Below are 21,578 nucleotides of genomic sequence, written 5' to 3' on the forward strand. Positions count from 1 at the left end.
CTTAGAATTAATGAAATTTACTGAGACTGCATGGAAAGTCTTCAATCAATCTATTGAAGACTATCACGTGTCTGATGACGTTAACACTCTAATTAATAACCCGTTCGAAAAAGATAGTTTGGAACGGATTTTGTATGCAAAGAACTGGATTGATACCGTTCAATGGCATCTGGAAGATATAATTAGAGATGAAAATATTGATCCGGTTGAAGCTCTTCAACTGAAGAGAACAATAGATGCCTCCAATCAGAAAAGAACTGATCTGGTAGAGTTTATTGACAGCTGGTTCCTTAATAAGTTTGAAAATATAACTCCTAAATCTGAAGCAAAAATAAATACGGAAACTCCCGCTTGGGCAGTGGACAGATTATCAATTCTTGCATTAAAGGTTTATCATATGTCATTAGAAGCCAATAGAGAATCCGCTTCTGAGGAGCACAGAAACAATTGCCAGGCTAAACTGGATGTACTGCTTACTCAGAAGGAAGACCTATCAACTTCTATAAATCAGTTGCTTGCTGATATTGAAAACGGTAACGTTAAGATGAAAGTATACAAACAAATGAAAATGTATAACGATGAAAGTCTTAACCCAATCCTTTATCAAAAAGGGCAACAGAAATGAAAAGACTATTTTTTTTTGGAGTACTTATCATATTAACATCTTCCTGCGCAACGGAAAAGCTTAACCTTTCTCCGCTGTCCAATAATTTTTATAGTGATACAAAAGGCTCTGATTCTGACAGAGGTTCAAAGAAGAATTTCAACATCAATATCAAGGAGAATGTAAATGCTTCTGAGATTTCAAACATGATATCTACTTTTCCGAAGTTTAAAAACAACGGATTAAATGACGAGATAGCCAGTTTGAAATACAGTCTTCAGAATTATCTTTATGCTATTGATGCCAGCAATTCTACAGGAAAGAGCAGAGCACTTAAAAGCTTCGAAAAATCATACAAAAAAATTCAAAAGCTAAGGCAAAATCTTGACAAAGATGATGATGAGGTTCTTAACAGATATCTCGTTCGTTTAAAAACCAATATTTCTGTCATTGAAGATGCTTTACCAGGAAGTTAAAAACTAATCGAATAATCAATGATTAAAATTCAGGCGGAAGCCAATGTTCCCACAGAGCACGGTACTTTCCGAATGATTGCCTTCTCTGAAAATGAAAACGACTGGATGCCTCACATGGCTATCGTTGCAGAAAATACAGATTTTTCCCAACCTGTCAATGTTCGGTTCCATTCAGAATGTATTACCGGAGAAGTTTTCCATTCAAAAAAATGTGAATGCGGCCAGCAACTGGATGCTGCAATGAAATACATCCACGAAAATGGTGGAATTATTATTTATCTTCGTCAGGAAGGAAGGAATATCGGGATTATCAATAAACTAAAGGCATATTCATTACAGGAAAAAGGACTGGACACTGTTCAGGCTAATCTTGAATTAGGACTTCCTGCAGATGACAGGAATTTTGGAGTAGCTATTGAGATCCTTAATCTATTGGATGTAAAAGATATTAATCTTCTTACCAATAACCCTGAAAAGGTAAAATATGTGGTAGACAGTAATATTCACCTTAACTCAAGAGTACCCTTACAGATTCCGGCTAATGAAATAAGCAAAGGCTATCTGCAGACAAAAAAAGATTTCTTTGGACATCTACTGGATGACAATGATAACTAAATACAACAAAAAGCTTCAGAAATTCTGAAGCTTTTTTATTTGGAGAAATTAAGGGTGAAAAATCAATTACAAACAATATATTTAAATCCATATTTATATTTTAAACGGGTTAATACTTTTTGCTATAGATATGATCATATTACTTAGTAAATGTAAATCAAAAGCCCCGGGAGAATTTCTCCCGAGGCTTTTTTAATTATAAAAAACTGAAAAGATATTTCTAAATTATTTAGTCTTGATTTTAGACTCGTCAATATTGTAATATTTAATTACACTATTGTAGTCAGAATAATCAACAACTCCTGCAGATGCAGTAGCACTTTTATTAGATGTACCTGTTTTGGCAGGAACAATTACTACTCTGAATTTCTTATTTGTATAATAGCTTGGGTTATTATCTAAATTAACACCATTGGTAGATCTTACATCAATTCCGATATCAACCTTGCTGAAGTCATATGAATATTCAACTTTATCAGCTCCGTTATTAGGATATTCTGTATAGGTAAGCAGTTTCCAAATTGGGGCACCATTAGTTGTAAGTCCTGTCTGCAAATAAATAAGGACTACATCAGATTCAAGTAACGGACTTTTGAACGCATCGTCAAAATGATATGTAAAGCTATCCTGCTTATTAAATTTCGGGATAATATCGTATGCTGTTGAATAAGTGTCCTGACCTTGTTGTACTACAACATCATCACTTCTGTCACAACTGTATGCTAAGAAACCTATACCGGCAAGTAATATAAATGGAAGAATTTTTTTCATTTCTGTAAAAGTTTAGTTATTATTTATATTGCGTATTCAAATCATATACCAAAAATTTCAAAAACTTTGTTTTCATCATTTTTTTAATTGTATTTTTGTTCTTATTCAAAAAGTCATGAGGAAATTATTATATACTTCACTCTTTATTACTGCATTCATAAGCCCTAAGGTAAATGCCCAGTATCAGCCAAAAAATGCATCTAAAGAAGATGTAAAAAAGGCTCAGCAATGGGTTGATAAAACATATAAAAACCTTTCTCAGGATGAAAAACTAGGGCAGCTTTTTATTGTTGCACTTTACACGAATAAAGGTGAAGACTATATCAGCCAGATAAGAAATATTGTTTCCAATGATAAAATCGGTGGTTTGATCTTAATGCAGGATGATGCAGCCAGAGAAATCAACCTGGTGAATGAGTTTCAGCAGAAGTCTAAAGTTCCATTGATGATCGGTATGGATGCGGAATGGGGATTGTATCAGAGAATAGCCACAGCTCATAAATTTCCCTGGGCAATGACATTGGGAGCTATCCAGGATAAAAATCTTGTGTATCAAATGGCTGCTAAAATTGCAGAAGACTGCCACAGAATGGGAATTAACTGGGATTTTGCACCTGTAGTAGATGTGAATACCAATCCTAATAATCCAATTATAGGAAACAGAAGCTTTGGTTCTGAAGTCAGTAATGTGATCAGTTCTGCCCTATCTTACTCTAATGGTCTTCAGGATAATAATATATTAGCGGCCATCAAACATTTCCCAGGGCATGGTGACACCAGTACGGATTCACATCTTGATCTTCCGGTGGTTTCCCACAATATGGACAGACTTAATACAATTGAACTAGCACCATTCAAAGCGTTGATGAATAAGGGAATCGGCGGAGTAATGGTTGCTCATTTATATGTGCCGAGTTTAGAATCAGGAAAAGGAATTCCTGCCTCTGTCTCTAAAAACATTATTACTGGCCTATTGAAAGATAAGCTGGGATATAAAGGTTTGATTATTACCGATGCATTAAATATGGGTGCCGTTGCCAACAAATACAAACCGGGAGAACTGGATGCAATGGCCTTTAAAGCAGGAAATGATATTATGCTTTTCTCACAAGGAGTTTCTGAAGGGAAAAAACTGATCCAGAAAGCTATTGACAAAGGAGAAATTCCCCAGTCCAGAGTGGAAGAAAGTGTAAAGAAGATTTTATTGACAAAATATTTCCTCGGTCTTACCCAATATACTCCTAAAAATCCAGAGAATATTACTACTGATCTGAATAATGAAACTCATGCAGCATTGGTTCAAAATCTTTATGCCAATGCTCTGACTTTACTGAAAGACGAAAAAAAGCTGCTTCCACTTTCCGGAAAACCGGTTTATTATATTCCTTTGGAAGAAGCCCCTTATCAGACTTTTGCCAACAGATTGGGAGCAAATGTAACAGTCAAAAAAGCAAATGAAATCAATACAATCCCGGTAGGATCTACAGTTATAGTAGGTTTTCATAAGGATAACTCAACGGCTTATAAGCCTTATAAGATATCAACAGAATCCAAGAAAGTTCTTGCTGATCTTACTAAAAATCAAAATGTAATTCTTAATGTATTCGGAAGTGCTTATTCATTAAAGGATATTGATATTTCAAAAGTTTCAACGGTTCTTGTTTCTTATGAAAACAATGATGATTCAATGAACGCAACGGCAGATGCTTTAAACGGAAAAACAAAAATATGGGGTAAGCTTCCGGTATTGGTTAATGATCAGCTGAAAGCAGGAATGGGAATTGATCTTAATCCAACCTCATCAACTATCAAATAAACAACATCAAAACAACAATAATCTAATGAAAATAGGCATACTTTGCTATCCAACATACGGTGGAAGCGGAATTGTAGCAACAGAATTAGGAATGTCTCTTGCCAATAAGGGATATGAAGTACATTTCATCAGTTCTGCCCTTCCTGCAAGATTAGACATCACCAACCCGAACATCTTCTTTCATAGGGTAAATGTTCAGACCTATCCGCTTTTCCAGTATCAGCCTTATGATATTGCATTAAGCTCGATGATATACAGGGTTGTTAATCTTTATAAACTGGATTTACTTCATGCGCATTATGCCATTCCATATGCATATGCTGCTTTTACAGCAAAACAGATGCTTCGGGAAGACAATAATGATATTCCTCTTGTTACAACATTACATGGTACAGATATTACTCTTGTAGGCCAGCATCCGAGTTATAAACATGCAGTAGAATTTTCAATCAATCAATCAGATGCGATTACGTCTGTTTCTGAAAGTCTGAAAAAAGATACACTACAGTTTTTCAATATCAAAAAAGAAATTCAGGTTATTACCAATTTTATAGACAATTCTGAATTTGATGACTGCTCGGAATGCCAGAGAACTCAATTTGCGAATCCGGATGAAAAGATTCTGATCCATGTATCTAACCTTCGTCCTGTAAAGCGTGTGGATGAAGTTCTTCAGATCTTTAAAAATGTTGAAAAGAAAGTAAAATCCAAACTGATCATCATTGGTGAAGGGCCGGATATGGAAAAAGTCAATCAATTCCTTGAAGAAAATCCGGATCTTATTTCCAAAATCCGTCTTTTAGGAAAAGTGAATGATCTTTATAAAATCTTACAGCTTTCGGATGTATTTCTTCTTCCTTCGGAACAGGAAAGTTTCGGTCTGGCAGCATTGGAGGCAATGGCAGCTTATACTCCAGTTATTAGTTCCAACGCGGGTGGAATTCCGGAAGTAAATATTCAGGGAGAAACAGGATATCTGGCAGAGATTGGAAATGTAGAAGCAATGAGTAATTACACAATCAAATTACTAAGCAATGAAGATCTTTTAACTCAAATGAAGAAAAATGCGAAAGATCAGGCTATAAAGTTCGATTTGAAAAATATTCTTCCTATCTATGAGAAAATGTATAGAACAACCATAGAAAATTTTAAAAAGGAGCTGACGAAAGTATAATATTTCTATTATATTTATCGTCACACTATGACGGAAAAATTACTTCAATATCTTTGGAACTATAAAGTTTTCAAACATTTTAACTTCAAGGATATTGGAGGAAACTCCGTCGAAATTATACACTTCGGGAAATGGAATAAAGATGCCGGTCCTGATTTTCTGGATGCCCAAATCCAATACAATGGTTTGCTCCTGGCCGGAAATATAGAACTTCATGTTCGTTCTTCAGACTGGATCTTTCACAATCACTCTAACAATCCCAATTATCATAATGTCATTCTCCATGTCGTTTTTCAACATGATGTAGAAATCTGTGAACTCACCAAAAAAAATGTTCCGACACTAGAACTAAAAGATTACATTGACGAAAATATTATTTGGAAGTACGAAAAGTTTATTAATGGAAATGAGTTTATCGCCTGTGAGACTATTTTTAACAAAGAAAAAGTTCCTGTCAACTTCCATGAAGGAAATATTTTGAAAAAACTGGAAGAAAAATCTTCTGAGCTGGAACATAGCTTAGCCCGGTCCAAAAATAATTTCGAAGCAGTTTTATTTCACAGCCTGGCTTATTCTTTTGGTTTGAAAGTTAATGCACATTTATTCAGACAGATTGCAGAAAGTATTGATTATTCTGTGATTAATAAAATTCGCCAGAATCCTTTTCAGCTTGAAGCTTTATTATTCGGAATTTCAGGCTGGCTCAATCATCCGGAAGATGGGCAAATGAAAATATGGAAAAGAGAATTTGAATTTCTTAAAGCAAAGTTTTCCATTTCCGACTTACAATTCCATCCTAAATTTTTAAGATTAAGACCCTCCAACTTCCCTACAATCCGGCTTTCTCAGCTGGCCGATCTCTATCACCGTCATCAGAATTTATTTTCAAAGATCATGAATGCTGAAAATGCAGATCAGCTTTGCGAAATTTTCACCCCCATAAAAGCATCTGAATATTGGGATTGTCATTTTAATTTCGGAACGATTTCAAAAGTACAGCCTAAAACTTTAAGTAAAGAATTCATAGATCTTATTATTTTAAATACAATCCTTCCTTTAAAATATACTTATCATAGATATCATAACGAAGAAATTGCCGATGAAATTATAGAATTCTACAAAAAAATTCCACCTGAAAAAAATACCATTACGGCTGGTTGGAAAAAACTTGGACTTGAAATTACCAATGCGCTGGAAAGCCAGAGCATGATTTACCACCATAAAAATTCATGTGACGAAAAAAATTGCTTAACTTGCAGTATTGGATTTAAATTGTTAAAAGAATCTTGAAATGCTGAGTAATATCCGTCATAAAATGGAAAGAGAATGGTTTGGTGTACTGACAAGAACGGGTGCCAAGCTGGGAATTCCTGTTTCTAAACTAAGAATTTTCTTTATCTATTCTACTTTTGCCACTGCCGGTTTCTTTTTTTTAATTTATTTGGGATTAGCATTTACAATTTGGATCAAAGATATTTTCATTACAAGAAGACCTAGTGTCTTTGACTTATAAATTATGGAATTTTTACCGATTATTTCTCCTGAGGACCTTAGAGCCCAGGAAATCTATGCTTCTTACACCACCACTTTTCCTGTAGACGAACAAAGGGATAAAGAACAGTTTGTGAGCTTGTTTTCAAACCCGCAGGTAAAATTCATGTCTGTAATTCATGAATCGGAAACCATTGGATACCTCATCTTGTGGGAACTGAGCTCTTTTGTTTTTGTGGAACATTTTGAAGTATTTGAAGCCTTCAGAAGCAAGAAGCTGGGGTCACATATTATCCGTCATTTGTCAGAAAATTACCCTCATGTTATTTTAGAAATTGAACCTGCTGATCTGAGTGATGATGCTGCCAGACGTTATTCTTTTTACCAGAGAAATAATTTCAGCCTGATTGATACCACCTATATCCAGCCAAGCTATGGTGAAGGGAAAAAATCACTTAATTTATGGTTACTGGCCAATTATACTCCTGAAAATGTAGAGGAAATAAAAAAAGAAATTTGTGATATTATTTATCCTTAAAAATATAAGCGCCGGAATAGTTCTCCGGCGCTTTTCATTTTTATTTGACAGAATATTTTCGAGATAAATATCCTTAGTTTACTTCATACTCCAGTTTTATGGTAATGCTGGCTTCTTTTTCTTTGGAAGATGTATTGAAAGTTCCTCCATAAGAATAATCTTCATTAGAATTAGGTGCTGTGATCTGGATGACTCCCATCGTGGCCTTTTTAAGATTTCCCAGACTGCTTCCTGAGTTTTCTGCAATTTTTTCGGCACGTTCTTTCGCATCTTTTGTAGCACTTGCAATCATTTCCTGTTTTACAGTAGCCAATTTTGTATAAAAGTAAGCTGGTGAGGAAGATGTGAATTCAATTCCTCGATTAATAATTTCTGTGATATTTCTGGAAAGATTCTCAATTTTAGCCACTTCTTTGCTTTCAATGGAAACCTTTTGGGTCAGATTGTACCCTGAGAATTCTCCCTGTACATAATTTCCGTTGGAATCATTATAACTTCTGAACTGTTTCTGAATATCTACCGAAGAGAATACAATTTCACTTTGCTTGATTCCTTTTGAAAGCAGATAATCATTAATCACTTTTCTGTCTGTCGCCAGTGCGTCATACGCTGATTTCAGATCGATGTTATTTTTGGAAAAGCTTCCAGACCAGGTAATCAGATCTGATGTAAATTGTTTAATTCCAAGACCCGTTACTGAAATCGTATTTTCAGATTTGTTTCTGTTCTTGATTGCGTTTCCCAGAAACCCGAGTCCAAGTACAAAACCTAAAGCTCCTACAGCAACTGCAATAATATTTTTATTCATAAAAAATTTGTGGATTTGATTGTTTACCATACAAATGCATCAATTTCCATTCCAATATTTTATGATTTTTTTAACATATCAAATTATTTCTGATCCTGTTTTAATCTTTCTAAAAATAAAGGTACCGTCTCTTCAAGCCTCAACATGACTCCAGGTAAATTTCTGGCTTTCACAAAAGTGCGCACGTGAGGTTTTGCTAAAAAGGAAAACTGAATAAATTCTGAAATTCTATCTGCCGGGATTCCTGCTTTAACAAAGTATTCATCATCCACCCGATCCCGGATCCAGGCAATATGTTCCTGAAGATCATCATATTTGTATTGTCTCTTCTGCCGTTTTGCTTTACCACTGATAAGGTCATAAAGCCCCTGAACATCAAGACTCCCTAAAAGGATTGGCAAAAGAACACTTTTCACCTCTGCCGGCTTTTCTCTCATCTTTCCTACTGGCTGCGGGAGCCCTACGGCATCTCTTACCTGTTCTCCTTTATCTACTTTAGCAACGATACGGGAATCCTGCTCAAGATCTCCTGTGAGCTTTTTAACGATCTTTACTTCCCCCACATCTTTCGGGATCTGGTAAAGAGTAACAAATAAGGGAGAATTAACGCCATTAGTAAGAACTCTTCTGGATGTTCTATTGAAATCTTCTTTCACGAATCTTAGTTCATCATTAGGATTAGCCTCAATAGAAAATATTCCTTCAGCATCAGAATATACTTTTTTGTCAGTAGACATGTTGATAACAATTACTTTACTTAAATTCTCACCCCCTTCATCCACTACTCGTCCCATCACCGTCTGCTGGGAGAAAATAAAAGTACAGCAAAGAAGCATAAGAAAAAGAAAGATTTTTCTCTGCCTGGATACTCCAATATTTTTAGTGAAATAATTCAACTTTATAAAAATTATTCTTTAGTTCCTTCCAGTTTATTCGTTTTACTATATTCTCCGAATGCTATTTTAAGCTCATATTCTACAATATCTATTTGAAAATCCTTCCGATATCTTTTCGCCAGCGAGCGGGTTTTATCAGCGTACAGAAGAAATGCATCAATCTGTTCTTCTCCCATACCATATTTTTTCAGAAAATTCAGACTGATTTCATTTTTAATCCTCTTAAGGAAATCTTGTGTCTCATTGTAATTAGCTTTGGTAATTTTAGGCTTTGTCGCTTTCTTTACTAAACCAGATACAGCATTAAATACACCAAACAGATCTACCTGCCCTGCATTAAAATCATGCCCTGTAAATGTTTTTGATATGGTATTATTTGGCAAAGCCTCATTAAGGGGACTTTTCATATAATTCTCCAGATCAGATCTTAATGACTGAAGCTTCCTGGATTCATTCAAATGCTGATTATCTTTTGCAAGATTCCCTGTTGGGTTATACTTTATTTTAACCTCAGGAATCTGAATTTCCATTCTTTTCAAAATTATATTTAAAGGAGAATTCAAATCTTCTCCGGTAATTTTTTTATCAACACGATAATATCCTTCTTTAACAAATCTGATCTCATCATTTTCTTTTGCTTCAATCTCAAACTTCCCGGCCATATCACTTAGCATACTTTTATTACTCGATATGTTAACAACAAGCACGGGAGTTACATCCATTTCGTTACCTGTAATAATCCTTCCTGATAATTTTTGCTGAGCCCATAATGCTGAAGCAATGCAAAAAAGTACAAGAAACAGACTTTTCTCAATATATCCTGTCTCCATTTATCTTTGAGTTTGTGGAGCACGATAGGATGAAATTCTCGTCAGCACAAATCGTTGGAATCTGTTAAGATCAGCATCACTGCAAAATCCGTATTTCAAAATCTTTTTCCTTTCGAAACCTCCTGCAAAAACATAATAAATAAAATGGTCTATCAGTGGTTTTTCTATTTTAAGATTAGTAAAATAATCATCACCAAGGCTTGCTCTGATATATTTCATCAAATCAACGTCATCCCATTTGTCTTTAACTTTCCCGATAGAAAATCCCTGACCTTTTGGCTGCACAAATTCACCCGGTCTAGCCGCCAGTATTCTCGGATCAGATTTCTGAGCGATATACTGATCAATTTCTTTGGTCAGCTTTTCAACTTTTTTAGGTTTATTGTAAAGCTTTGAATCTATCTTTAAATTCCCGGTAAGCCCTTGTTTCACTTCCACTTCAGGAATCTGAATGGTTTGTCTTGCAAGGATAACATTCATCGGAGACTGAGTATTTTCCTGGGAAACTTTCTTCGTCACACGTTCATAACCCGGTTTTACAAAACGCAGTTCATCTCCTGCTTTCCCTGAAATCATGAAGTGCCCGTCTCTATTAGAAATAACCATTTCGTCGGTACGTATATTGATCACGTTGACATCTTGCATTTCAGTACCATCTTCTGTTGTAATCTTACCAAAAATATAACTTTGAGCATGAGCATGGATAAAAAAAATAAAGGATAGAAAAAAGAATAGTTTAAGTTTCACAGGCTATTTTTTATAAAGCAAATCTAAAATTATTTTTAAATTATACCATAAGTTTAACCACACTTAACGCCTTTTAATATTTCTTTTTAGTTTTTGCCATATAAACTGTTAAATAGCCGGATCAAATTGTTAAAGTTTCTTTTAAATTTTAGCTAACTTGCAGTCTCAATTCTCTTTTTACAATGCAAAATTCTTACACAGTCATCAATGCATCTGCTGGATCCGGGAAAACATATGCCCTGGTTCAGAGACTTCTGATGATCTGTCTCCGGTATCCTAATCAGCAGCAGTCTATCCGAAATATTCTCGCATTGACATTCACCAATAAGGCCGCTAACGAGATGAAGGAAAGAATTCTATCCTGGCTGGGCAATTTTTCCACAAGTAATTTTGCTGAGAATACCGATCTTAAAAATATCCAGAAAGCATTTGAAGAGCAAGGTTTGAAGATTACGATCGATGAGCTGCATCATCGTTCTAAAAAACTACTGGATTATATTCTCCACAATTATTCCACACTGAATATAGGAACCATTGACCGTTTTAATTCCAGGCTGGTAAGAAGCTTTTCTTATGAGCTGGGACTTGCAAAAAACTTTAATCTTGAGATTGAAGCGGAACCTTTCCTGATAGAGGCTGTTGACAAAATGCTGGATCAGATCGGTGAGAATGAAACAATCTCCAATTCTTTCATGGATTATGTGGATTACAGCCTTGAAAATAATGAAAGAATCAATCTTAATAAAAACCTTTATGATTCTGCAAAGGAATTTGTAAAAGATATCCACTATGAACATCTGAAAAGCAATAAGAGCTTTGACGATACCAATTATGAAAATATAAAAAATACGCTCCGTAAAGAGATTGTTCTTAATAAAAAGCAGTCTGCAGAACTTGCAGCACAATCTGTTGAGTTATTCCAATCAAGAAGTATTGAAATTGAAGATTTTGCCCAGGGTAAAAACGGGATCGGAGGCTTTTTCACTAAAGTTATTGACTTTTACCAGCAGAAAAGATCCGGTTTTCCTTTTCCCACGACTTTGGAAGACTCTGTGATCAACAACTACAGAAAAGGAGCTTCTTCAAAATCAAAGCATAAAGAAACCGATATTTTTGAAATTCTTGATCAGCTTCTTGAAAACAGAATGAAACTGATTCTTTTGTATATTGAAACACAAAAGAAAGAGAAGGTTTTATCTGCTCTTCTGCCTTTAAAGGTAAACAAAGATATTCAGGATGAGCTTAGAAAAATTGAGGAAGAGAATGATCTTGTTCTTCTTTCAAAATTTAATATCCTGATCAATGAAAACCTCAGAAACGAACCTTCTGCTTTTATTTATGAAAAGGTGGGATCACAGTTTCAGCATTATTTCTTTGATGAGTTTCAGGACACCTCGGAATTGCAGTGGCAAAATTTTGTTCCTTTGAGAGATCATAGTGTTTCCTCGGAAAACACATCATTTACATTAGTTGGTGACCCTAAACAGAGTATATACAGGTTCCGTGGTGGAGAAAGCAAGCTGATGCTGGATATTATCAACAAAAAAGAGTTTTCTCCAAAGGAAGCCGATCTTCTTGTTTTAAAAGACAACTGGAGAAGTGCCCGAAACATTGTACATTTCAATAACGAACTTTACCGCTACCATTCTGAAGGATTACTGGAAGAGCACAAAAATATTTTCGGAGCAGATGCTGAACAAAATCCGAAATCAAAAATTGATGGCAGGGTAAAAGTGAACCTGATTGAAAACCTTACCAATGAAAATTTTTATGATGATACTTCCGAGAGCATGCGGAAAGACATTCAGGAATGCCTGAATAATGGTTTTAAATTTTCCGACATTACTATCCTTTGCCGAGGAAACTTTGATATTTTCAGCTACTCTCAAAAGCTAGGGGCTTTAAAGGTCAACTATCTTGGGGAGGAAACCAATATCAAAACGATTTCCGATAAAGGTCTTACACTGGAACTTTCCAATACTTTAAAAGCTGTTATTGAATTCCTGAGATGGGAGATTAATCCCAAGAATAAGCCATGCCTGATCATGATGATGTATCATCTAAATACGCTTGGAAAAATCAACATGCCGGATTTTACTTTAGGGATGAAAGAAATTCTGGAGATTGAAGGACATGAAGAGATTCTTCAGTTTATTCAACAGAAATATTCACTGCAGCTTAAACAGGATAATTTTCCGAGATTCAATCTTTACAATTTTATTGAATACTATATCAACGAATTTTCTGTAGACCACAAGGAAACGGATTTTTTACTCAACTTTCTGGAGATGCTTTTCAACTTTACACAAAATGCGGGGGCCAGTACCAAAGAGTTTCTCAAATATTGGGATGAAGAAGCCTCTTCTTATACTATTCAGGCTTCGGAAAATATTGATGCCATTCAGATCATGACGATCCACAAATCTAAAGGTCTCGAATTTCCCATTGTTTTTATTCCCATGATGAATAAAAACCGGGACAGTGAATTCACCAACTGGTTTGATACTAACGAAAATGAAGCATTAAAATCTGTCAATATTAATCAGTTCAGTAAAAATCTGGAAGTTTATGATGATGAGATCCTCTTCTTTAACAGTAAAAATGCTTATAAAAATCTGATCGACAGATTGTGTCTGCAATATGTAGCAACGACGCGGCCTGTTGAACAGTTATTCTTCTATATTCAGAAGGCTAATAAAACTTCTAATAATCTTGAATTGCTGGAATTCATCCAAACTAAAAATACGGAAGGCGCTGATGCATTTGACCTGTATGAGATAAATCCTGAGATGCTGAAAAAGCATTCCAAAGATAAAAGCTCATCTTTTAAGACACAGAATATTCAGGACTTGAAAAATGTCAATGAAAAAAGCACATCCATAAAGATCGCTACTCCGTCCAAGAATTATCAGGTAAGGAATGAGAAAGTAAGGATCGGGCTATTCGTTCACGAGCTTTTATCGAAGATTAATACAGAAAAAGATATCAACAAAGTATTGGAAGGGTATGCACTGGAAGGGCAGATAACACTGGAAGAAAAAAATGAAATACAGGCAACGTTACAGGAGATCGTAAGGACTTATGCTGAATTTTTTGATGAAAAATGGGAAGTAATCAATGAAAAGGACATTATGATTTCTGTGAACGGCGAAAGTTATATTTCAAGGCCTGACCGAATCTTAAAGAGTGATGAAGGCTATATCATCGTTGACTTCAAAACCGGCGAACAGAAAACAAAAGATGAAGCACAGGTGGAGGGTTATAAAAATATTCTGGAAAGCTTAGGCAAAAAGGTACTTAAAACACAGATCATTTACCTATAAATCACCAATTATACATTTTCAAAAGGTTACTATATAATTTTGATAAAAATTGATCAAAATATAAAAGGTTTTATTATTTTTATTCAGTTTAAATAATCTTGTTTTATCAGTTATTTTGACTAAAAATAAATAAGGCGGCTTCATTTATTGTTATAACCATGAAAATATATTTTATTTCCTTTATTATCAGTATAGTTGCAATGATATTCTCCGCAATTATCGTATACAATATTGCCGATTGTATAGATCCGCCTGTACCTGAAGAAAAGCATTCCTATATGCTTACAGAAAACATTGTAAAGTCTTTCTTTTTAAGTATTATGTCGGGTGCTATCGTTTTTATTACTGCGGTTAGATTACAGAGAAAAAAATAACTCTTATTGAGCTATTCGTTATAAGAAATAAGTTTTTGCCGAAACCCTGGCGGGAGCTTTACAGGATGTCGTCCAACACCTATAAAAAAACCACTATCCTGCCGGACAGCGGTTTTTATATTCTTGAAATTTTTCAGTTTTATGCATTGGCATCAGGAGTAAAAACTCTCTGAGACAATTCCTGATCAAAAAGATACAACGCAGATGGGTTATCACATACCATTTTGATCTTAGTCACATACTGAGAAGCGCTTGCTTCTTCTTCTACCTGCTCGTTGATGAACCATTGCAGGAATGATGTTGTTGCAAAATCTCCTTCTTCGTTAGCATTCTTTACAATATTGAAAATACTTTTAGTTACTACTTTCTCATGTGCCAATGCTTTTTCGAAAATATCTGTTGCAGTTTCGAACTCATGTGGAGGTTTTGGAATTTCTCCAATGATAATTTCCCCGCCTACATCATTCAAATAATCAAACATTTTATCCGCATGCATCAATTCTTCTTTGCTTTGTACTCTGAAATAGTTGGCAATACCATCCAGATCTTTTCCGGAAAACCATGCAGACATTGAAAGATAATATTGAGCAGCGTATTGTTCGTGGGCAATTTGTTCGTTAATTAATTTTGCAATTTTTTCGCTAACCATAAGTATTAAATTTATAGTCAAAAATAGGGAATAAATGCCCGAAATCAAAAGTTTTACGGAAAATTAATACAAAAAGGATGGAAAAGCATCCATCCTTTATACATTAAAAAAACAAAATTACAAGCTGTTATTTTACATCAGCAGCTCCTGTATTCATCGGCTTTTTCATCATTTTTCTTTCCTTCATTGCCATTCTCATCTTCTCTGCTTTTGCTTTTCTGTCAGCCTGCCATTTATCATATTGTTCAGGGGTAAGAATATTCTTCATATCAGCATCCATCTGTGTTTTTTTGGCCATCATTTCCTGCATTCTGGTTTGTCTGTCCATTTTATTTTTTTCAAACTCAGCTTTCATTTCTGCTCTTCTTTGATCCTGAAGTGCTTTAATTTTCGCTACCTGCGCCTGATTAAGGTTAAGATCTTTTTGCATTTGGTCTAAACGCTCCTGCTGTTTCTGATCCATTCTCTGTTTCATATCCGCAGCTCTTGCCTGTCTGTCTTGTGGAGTTGTCTGTTGTGCCATTGCAAAACTTCCCATCCCGATCAATGCTATTGCTAAAACTAATTTTTTCATTTCTTTAAAATTTTAATTAATTGTTATTTATACCTTTTTGATTATCAATTAAAACATAGGTTAAATTAACAAATTCATAAATAATGTTAAATTTTAACAAAAATAAATCAAGTAAATGCAAAAAAAAGGACAGATTATAAAAACCTGTCCTTCACACCACTTAAATATAATATATGAAAATTAATTTTTTACTAAGCTCCCTCTGAAGCCTCCTCCACCGCCACGGCTTTCCTGTCTTGGAGCAGAGCTTTCCGATCTTTGTCTGAACCCTCCGCTATTTCCTCTGAAACCGCTATTTTCTTCTCTTTTTGGAGTTTCTCTTCTTGCTTCATTATTTCCTCTGAAGCCTCCGTTACTATTTCCATTTCCTCTGAAACCTCCTCCATTGCTATTTCTGAAGCCACCATTATTATCTGTATTTCCTCTGAAACCGCCATTATCGGAATTGTTTCTGAACCCTCCTGTATTATTTCTTACTCCTTCATTGCTATTTCGGAAGCCGGAATTATCATTCTGCCCGCGGAATCCTCCGGAATTACTATTCGTTCTTGTATTCCTGAACCCGTTGTCCGCTCTGCTATCTCTTCTGATAATATCAAAGGTAGGATTATCCACTCTACGGAATCTTGTTCTGTCTACCCTGTAAATATTGATATTGATATTTCTATATCTTGGCATTACAGCATATCTAGGTACATAGTATGTTCTTCTGTAATTCTGGAAATATACAATTGGGCTGGAACCTCTGTAAAAATCATTCTGGAAAATTACAAACACTCTTGGTCCCATAATTCTTTGCAGCGCATAAAATCTATCATAATACCATCTGTCCGGATTGTATCTGTAAAAATTATTCCAAGTTGTAAAACTTGCATACAGATTATTAAGTCTCATGATCTGGTCTATCTGCCAGGGGCTTAGTCTGTTTTGTACGAAAAAGCCATTCCAGTTGATATTTATAATACTGTTTCTATAGTCGTTATAATAGCTCTGATAATAATCTTGAGGATAATAATCCTGAGGATAGTTGTAATAATAATCATCAGGGAAATAATTTCTGTCATCTTCATCGCTGTAATAGCCGTTCCCATTCTGATTATAACCATCATCTCCCCAGCCATTATTTGGATATTGCTGAGCAGACGTTAAAACGCCTAACCCAAAAGCTAATCCCAAAAATATATTTTTCATCTCTATAGTCGTTAATTGGTTAATATATAGCAGAATATCTCAATTCTACTTCTTTGATATAAATAAAAAAAAGAAGTTAAATCCTAAGATCAAACTTCTTTTAAAATATCATTAACCACCTGATAATCAAGTGTTAAATTTACACTCTTCCACTATCTTTTATCCAGCTAGCAATTTTTTTATTGAAAATCTTCTTTTCTTTTAGATCTTCCAGCTTTATATGCATTCTATAACGCCAATAGTGTGGAAAAACTGCAGGATTATTAATCCTTTCATTGTCTATATTTTTATTAGCTAAATCTGCATCTGTTGCCAGAAATTCCTGAATAGGGAAAATGGCTAACATTGCTTCGTTATACAGATGCTGCTTCATAATGATCTCCGCAAGGTGGGGTTCAAGATTCTCCGGTGCTTTTCCGTATTGTACGAGCTGCTGATTAAAATATCTTTGTGTAAGAGCCGGATCTTCTTTCCACCACTGCCTCAATGTAGAGCTATCATGCGAAGAAGCGGTAACCACATTCATATAACTGGCATTTTTAGGGTTATAGAATGGAATGTTCTCAGAAGGCATACGTTGAACTTTCAATGCTATGATCGCTAATTCATCCATTACAACCGGTACACATGCAGGAACCATACCCAGATCTTCTCCACAGATCAGCATTTTTGTTGCATTTAAAATGACAGGGAGTTTTTCCATGGCTTTTTCATACCACAAATGATCTTGTCTTCTGAAGAAATAATCGTGGTACAAATCATAGATACTTTTTTGTTCAAGCTCTGTCAGATATTTATAAGATTCTGTATTGTATACATTAAATCTTGGATGATAAACTGTTTTTCCGTTTCTTTCTTCTGTTAAAAATAAAACATTGGCACAAAGGGAAATCAATTGCTCTTCCAGCGGACCACGTGGATTCTTTTTAAAGAATTCTACCAGTTTCCTTTGGGTATCAAATTCTTTTTTAAATGAATAAGTTCCGTCTTCATTATGATCCATAAACTCAAGCGCTTTTCCACTTTCTGCTCCGAAATATTCCCATAAGATCTGCTTATTGATGAAAGGTTTGCAATACCTGTCAAAATTAAAAGGAATCTGCCATGCCTTAAATTCATCAGCTACAATAGGAACAGCAGGATAAAAGTACCCTAAAATTCCCTGTACGGCAGAAATCGGCATTCTCCATATTCTGAAGAAGCCTAAGATATGATCGATTCTCATGGCATCAAAGTATTGTTCTAACGCTTTGAATCTGTTTTTCCACCATCTGTAATCATCATCTTTCATAGCTTCCCAATTGTAAGTTGGGAATTCCCAGTTCTGCCCGAGTTCTGTAAACTGATCAGGGGGTGCTCCAGCTTGGAAATCCATCCCGAATAATTCAGGCTCTGTCCATGCTTCTACAGAATATCTGTAAATTCCGATGGGCAGATCTCCTTTTAAAGAAACCCCAAGACTATGGGTATAATCAACGGCATCTTTCAGTTGAAGGTGAAGTTGATATTGCACCCAAGCATGAAGCATTGAAAGATCATAATCTTTGCTTTTTGTTGTAAAGAACTGTGATATCTTTCCTGCAATATATTTTTTATGGGTTTTCCAGTCGTTGAAGTTAGGTGTCTTATATTTATCTCTTAAAACACAGAATGCAGAATATGGAACCAGCCAATATTCATTATCTTTAATAAACTTCTTAAAGTTACGGTCTTTATAGATTTTATCTTTTTCTGCATTGAAAACGGCTTTCAAATATTTCCATTTTCCGGCAATCATTTTTTCATAGTCAATCAGATCCAGAGCATTTAAACCTTCTTTTTCAGCCAAATACTCTTTAACTAATTCTTTCGGTAAAGAATAATCAAGTTTTTCCAATGAAATATATTGCGGATGCAGGGCATAAACAGATACTGCTGCGTAAGGATAGGAGTCTGTCCAGGAATAGTTTGCCGTTGTATCATTGATGGGAAGGATTTGAATAATACCAAGTTGAGTATCTTGTGTCCAGTCAGCAAGTTTCTTAATGTCAGCAAATTCTCCCACACCAAATCCGTCTTCGCTTCTCAAAGAAAATACAGGAACTGCAACTCCGGCATCATGATACATCTGATATCCTTTAAATCTAAAATAATGATTAGAAACAATCTGCAGAACATCTGGTAAAGGATTGGTTACTGTAAACCGATTTTCTCCGGTTTCAACATCTATAACTCTTTTCTCTTTTATATCATAAAGGCAGTACTTGAACTGGATAAATTCGTTCTCCGGAATTTCAACCGAAACTTCCCACATTCCAAAATCTGTCTGATTTAAATGGATTGCCTTTTCATAACTCCAGTTTCCCAGAGAAGCCGTATTACCAAATAAAACCACTCTCCAATCCGGATTATAAATAGGAGCTTCAATTCTGAATAAATGAGTATGCTTTTTTAAGATGGTGATCTTTTCAGGGACAAATCCGTGAAGCTTGTTATAAAGAATCTTGTTGTTTAAATAATTCTCTGGAAAATTTTTATTATTCCACTCATCAAAAATAATAAACTCTTTATAATTATGGGGAAAACTAAGATGATGCAGAACAAATTCTGTTCTCAGAACATTTCCTTTTTCATCTGCAACGCGATATTGATAAGAAATGGATTTCGAAAAATAATCAACTTCACATTTCCACAGGCCATTTTCTGCATAAAACATAGTATGGATATGAGGAGCACTACCTTCTTCACCAATTACCAGCTGCAGATTCTCTCCGGCTTTTACAATATATCCTACATTAAAGTATAGCTTCATCTATATTTTTTTATAAAAGTACATTTTAATATCGAAAAATAAAACTTATTGAATATCAAATAATCATTAAAAAACCTTCTCAAACTGATTTGAAAAGGTCTTTATATGCTCATTTATAAGGGATTAATCATTTGGTCACAAGAATCTTTTTGCTTAGTATTACTTTTCCTGATTCATCAGCAATACTTACAATATAAGCTCCGTTGACAAGAGATTTCAGATCAATTTTCTGATCCAGCGAACCGTCCTTAACAGATAAGTTCTGATTCATTACACTTTTACCAGACATATCAAAAACATTCAGTTTAATATTTCCTTTAACACTTTTGTTGTTCACATTTACATTGATATAATGTTCATCAACTCTTGTTGGATAAATATCCAGATTAGCCCCTGTGTTTACTGAAGAAGCTCTGTCATTTACAAAATACTTACTCGCAAGATCATAAATATGCAGTCCTTTTTCTCCCGGAAGCTCTCTGGCCTGTAAAGTAGTCAGATCAACTTCATACATTGAACCTCCTTTTGCAGTTCCAATAACAACTTTTCCCTGGCCGTTGACAGCAGAGCCGTTTACAGAATAATTATCCGGAATTCCGGCAATTTTTCCAATATATTTTGCTTTCAAGTCTTTTGTAAGAATTTTAAAAACATTTCCTGAAGCAGCAAAAATGTAAAAATTATGTTCCGCATCTGCAATCATGTCTCCACCAAAACCTGTTTCAATAGCGGTAAATGAATTTTTTCTGTTCGATGCATCGTCTTTAATAATGCCAAGATCATTAACAACATATTGCCCGCCTTTTTTACTGATCTCCAAAAATTGTGTCCCTGAATTGTTTACAGCATAGATATTTCCATTGTATCCTGTAGTCATCCTTGTTATATGAGAATTGATATCACATGAAGTTACTCTTGCTACATTATTTTCTACTAAAGTAATTTCTTTTGTCTGAGGATTTAAAACATAGATATTGGAAGAAAACATAGGCATATAAACCAGGGTATTATGAGATGAATCATAAGCCAGTGCAGCCATAGTTACAGCCTGAGAATTACTGAGAGAATTGCGGTCTTCTGCAATAACACCTTTCCTATTTTGTGAAAAAACCTTTACTGAAGAATCAGCGGTCAAAATTTTCTCTCCGGAAGTGCCGGTAACAGCATCAATTGCCCGGAAATCATTAAACGTTATACTTTGCGTTTCTTTTCCTGTAATGGCAAAAAAGTCTTGCTGAGCCTGTGCATTCACACCAAACAGCAGTAAGAATAAAGGGAATAAATGTTTTTTCATAATAAATAATTTTCTGATTTGTAATTGTTTTAATATGACTAAGTTACATAATTTTCAAATTAAAAAATAAAAATTATGATAATTATTACTTCACCGACAATAGCTGATTACATCAATTTGAGATAGCCAGTTTATTAAAACTTTAAAGGTCTTTATATTCTGCAGGAATCTAGCCAGTGTTATCCATAAATATTATCTCATCAATGTTTAATATATAATTTAAAATAAGAGGTATTCTATTTTTCCTTATTGTTGAGATCCTGACAGGATGACAAATACGGTAAGACAAACAAAAGTAATGATACGAAGCAACATATATATGATAAAAAGGATATGAATAAAAAAGTGGTTTCTAATGAACCACAAACATTTGTATGATATAGTCGTTTGCTTTACTCCCTAGTCTTTGTCATTCCGTAGGAATCTAGCCAGGGTTATCCATAAATATTATCTCATCAATGTTTAATATATGATTTAAAATAAGAAGTATTCTATTTTTCCTTATTGTTTAGATCCTTACAGGATGACAAATACGGTAAGAAGGGATTACAGATTCTTATAATACTTACAAAAGTAGTTCATAATAAAAAAGGAACTGTACCGATGGGGATAGAAT

Annotated in this window: 20 protein-coding genes; 10 read left to right on the forward strand and 10 right to left on the reverse strand. The window is 34.7% G+C overall.

Annotation, left to right across the window (positions count from 1 at the left end):
* The first annotated feature begins 10 nt into the window (after positions 1–10).
* Genes F3J23_RS19760 through ribA form a run of 3 tightly spaced genes read left to right on the forward strand, consistent with a single transcriptional unit; the run spans position 11 to position 1,695 of the window.
* Positions 11–625 carry a DUF4254 domain-containing protein gene (locus tag F3J23_RS19760; RefSeq protein ID WP_167032964.1) on the forward strand — a complete coding sequence of 205 codons (615 nt, stop codon included), beginning with the start codon at positions 11–13 and terminating at the stop codon, positions 623–625.
* Entirely contained in the window at positions 622–1,080 is a 459-nt protein-coding gene (locus F3J23_RS19765; RefSeq protein ID WP_167032966.1) for a hypothetical protein, read from the forward strand. Before F3J23_RS19760 ends, F3J23_RS19765 begins: the two co-directional genes overlap by 4 nt.
* An 18-nt stretch (positions 1,081–1,098) precedes the next feature.
* Positions 1,099–1,695 (forward strand): GTP cyclohydrolase II, encoded by a 597-nt coding sequence (gene ribA, locus F3J23_RS19770; protein ID WP_167032968.1) that lies wholly within the window; start codon positions 1,099–1,101, stop codon positions 1,693–1,695.
* Positions 1,696–1,920: 225 nt separating this feature from the next.
* On the opposite strand, the gene F3J23_RS19775 is transcribed toward ribA, so the two are convergent.
* Positions 1,921–2,466: a hypothetical protein gene (locus F3J23_RS19775; RefSeq protein ID WP_167032970.1), complete on the reverse strand. Its 546-nt coding sequence runs from the start codon at positions 2,464–2,466 to the stop codon at positions 1,921–1,923.
* Between the two features lie 115 nt (positions 2,467–2,581).
* Between F3J23_RS19775 and F3J23_RS19780 the strand changes: the two genes are divergently transcribed.
* Genes F3J23_RS19780 through F3J23_RS19800 form a run of 5 tightly spaced genes read left to right on the forward strand, consistent with a single transcriptional unit; the run spans position 2,582 to position 7,485 of the window.
* Entirely contained in the window at positions 2,582–4,282 is a 1,701-nt protein-coding gene (locus F3J23_RS19780; RefSeq protein ID WP_167032972.1) for a glycoside hydrolase family 3 protein, read from the forward strand.
* A gap of 25 nt (positions 4,283–4,307) precedes the next feature.
* The gene (bshA, locus tag F3J23_RS19785) at positions 4,308–5,456 is read left to right on the forward strand and encodes an N-acetyl-alpha-D-glucosaminyl L-malate synthase BshA (RefSeq protein WP_167032974.1); all 1,149 of its coding nucleotides are present in this window, start codon (positions 4,308–4,310) and stop codon (positions 5,454–5,456) included.
* 27 nt (positions 5,457–5,483) lie between these two features.
* The gene (locus tag F3J23_RS19790) at positions 5,484–6,746 is read left to right on the forward strand and encodes a DUF2851 family protein (protein ID WP_167032976.1); all 1,263 of its coding nucleotides are present in this window, start codon (positions 5,484–5,486) and stop codon (positions 6,744–6,746) included.
* A gap of 1 nt (position 6,747) precedes the next feature.
* Positions 6,748–6,969, forward strand: coding sequence for a PspC family transcriptional regulator (locus F3J23_RS19795; RefSeq protein WP_167032978.1), 222 nt, complete (start codon positions 6,748–6,750; stop codon positions 6,967–6,969).
* 3 nt (positions 6,970–6,972) lie between these two features.
* Entirely contained in the window at positions 6,973–7,485 is a 513-nt protein-coding gene (locus tag F3J23_RS19800; RefSeq protein WP_167032980.1) for a GNAT family N-acetyltransferase, read from the forward strand.
* A 73-nt stretch (positions 7,486–7,558) separates the two neighbouring features.
* On the opposite strand, the gene F3J23_RS19805 is transcribed toward F3J23_RS19800, so the two are convergent.
* From F3J23_RS19805 to F3J23_RS19820, 4 genes are all read right to left on the reverse strand, one after another.
* Positions 7,559–8,293, reverse strand: a complete 735-nt coding sequence (locus F3J23_RS19805; RefSeq protein WP_167032982.1) for an SIMPL domain-containing protein — start codon at positions 8,291–8,293, stop codon at positions 7,559–7,561.
* Positions 8,294–8,376: 83 nt separating this feature from the next.
* Positions 8,377–9,129, reverse strand: a complete 753-nt coding sequence (locus F3J23_RS19810; RefSeq protein ID WP_194303877.1) for a carboxypeptidase regulatory-like domain-containing protein — start codon at positions 9,127–9,129, stop codon at positions 8,377–8,379.
* A 71-nt stretch (positions 9,130–9,200) separates the two neighbouring features.
* Positions 9,201–10,019, reverse strand: a complete 819-nt coding sequence (locus F3J23_RS19815) for a hypothetical protein (protein WP_167032984.1) — start codon at positions 10,017–10,019, stop codon at positions 9,201–9,203.
* A complete protein-coding gene (locus F3J23_RS19820) occupies positions 10,020–10,766 on the reverse strand; it encodes a hypothetical protein (protein ID WP_167032986.1) in 747 nt (248 codons plus the stop codon).
* A 182-nt stretch (positions 10,767–10,948) separates the two neighbouring features.
* Between F3J23_RS19820 and F3J23_RS19825 the strand changes: the two genes are divergently transcribed.
* Positions 10,949–14,089 carry a UvrD-helicase domain-containing protein gene (locus tag F3J23_RS19825; protein ID WP_167032988.1) on the forward strand — a complete coding sequence of 1,047 codons (3,141 nt, stop codon included), beginning with the start codon at positions 10,949–10,951 and terminating at the stop codon, positions 14,087–14,089.
* 158 nt (positions 14,090–14,247) lie between these two features.
* A complete protein-coding gene (locus F3J23_RS19830) occupies positions 14,248–14,463 on the forward strand; it encodes a hypothetical protein (RefSeq protein ID WP_167032990.1) in 216 nt (71 codons plus the stop codon).
* Between the two features lie 139 nt (positions 14,464–14,602).
* Here the strand turns inward: F3J23_RS19830 and F3J23_RS19835 are convergent, their stop codons facing one another.
* From F3J23_RS19835 to F3J23_RS19855, 5 genes are all read right to left on the reverse strand, one after another.
* Positions 14,603–15,112 (reverse strand): ferritin, encoded by a 510-nt coding sequence (locus F3J23_RS19835; RefSeq protein ID WP_167032992.1) that lies wholly within the window; start codon positions 15,110–15,112, stop codon positions 14,603–14,605.
* Between the two features lie 127 nt (positions 15,113–15,239).
* The gene (locus tag F3J23_RS19840; protein WP_167032993.1) at positions 15,240–15,686 is read right to left on the reverse strand and encodes a hypothetical protein; all 447 of its coding nucleotides are present in this window, start codon (positions 15,684–15,686) and stop codon (positions 15,240–15,242) included.
* Between the two features lie 180 nt (positions 15,687–15,866).
* Positions 15,867–16,877 (reverse strand): hypothetical protein, encoded by a 1,011-nt coding sequence (locus F3J23_RS19845; RefSeq protein ID WP_167032995.1) that lies wholly within the window; start codon positions 16,875–16,877, stop codon positions 15,867–15,869.
* Between the two features lie 139 nt (positions 16,878–17,016).
* Positions 17,017–19,668, reverse strand: a complete 2,652-nt coding sequence (locus F3J23_RS19850) for a 4-alpha-glucanotransferase (protein WP_167032997.1) — start codon at positions 19,666–19,668, stop codon at positions 17,017–17,019.
* Positions 19,669–19,795: 127 nt separating this feature from the next.
* Positions 19,796–20,962: a T9SS type A sorting domain-containing protein gene (locus F3J23_RS19855; RefSeq protein WP_167032999.1), complete on the reverse strand. Its 1,167-nt coding sequence runs from the start codon at positions 20,960–20,962 to the stop codon at positions 19,796–19,798.
* Positions 20,963–21,578: the final 616 nt, after the last annotated feature.

The sequence above is a fragment of the Chryseobacterium sp. Tr-659 genome, from assembly GCF_011752975.1.
Taxonomy (GTDB): Bacteria; Bacteroidota; Bacteroidia; order Flavobacteriales; family Weeksellaceae; genus Chryseobacterium.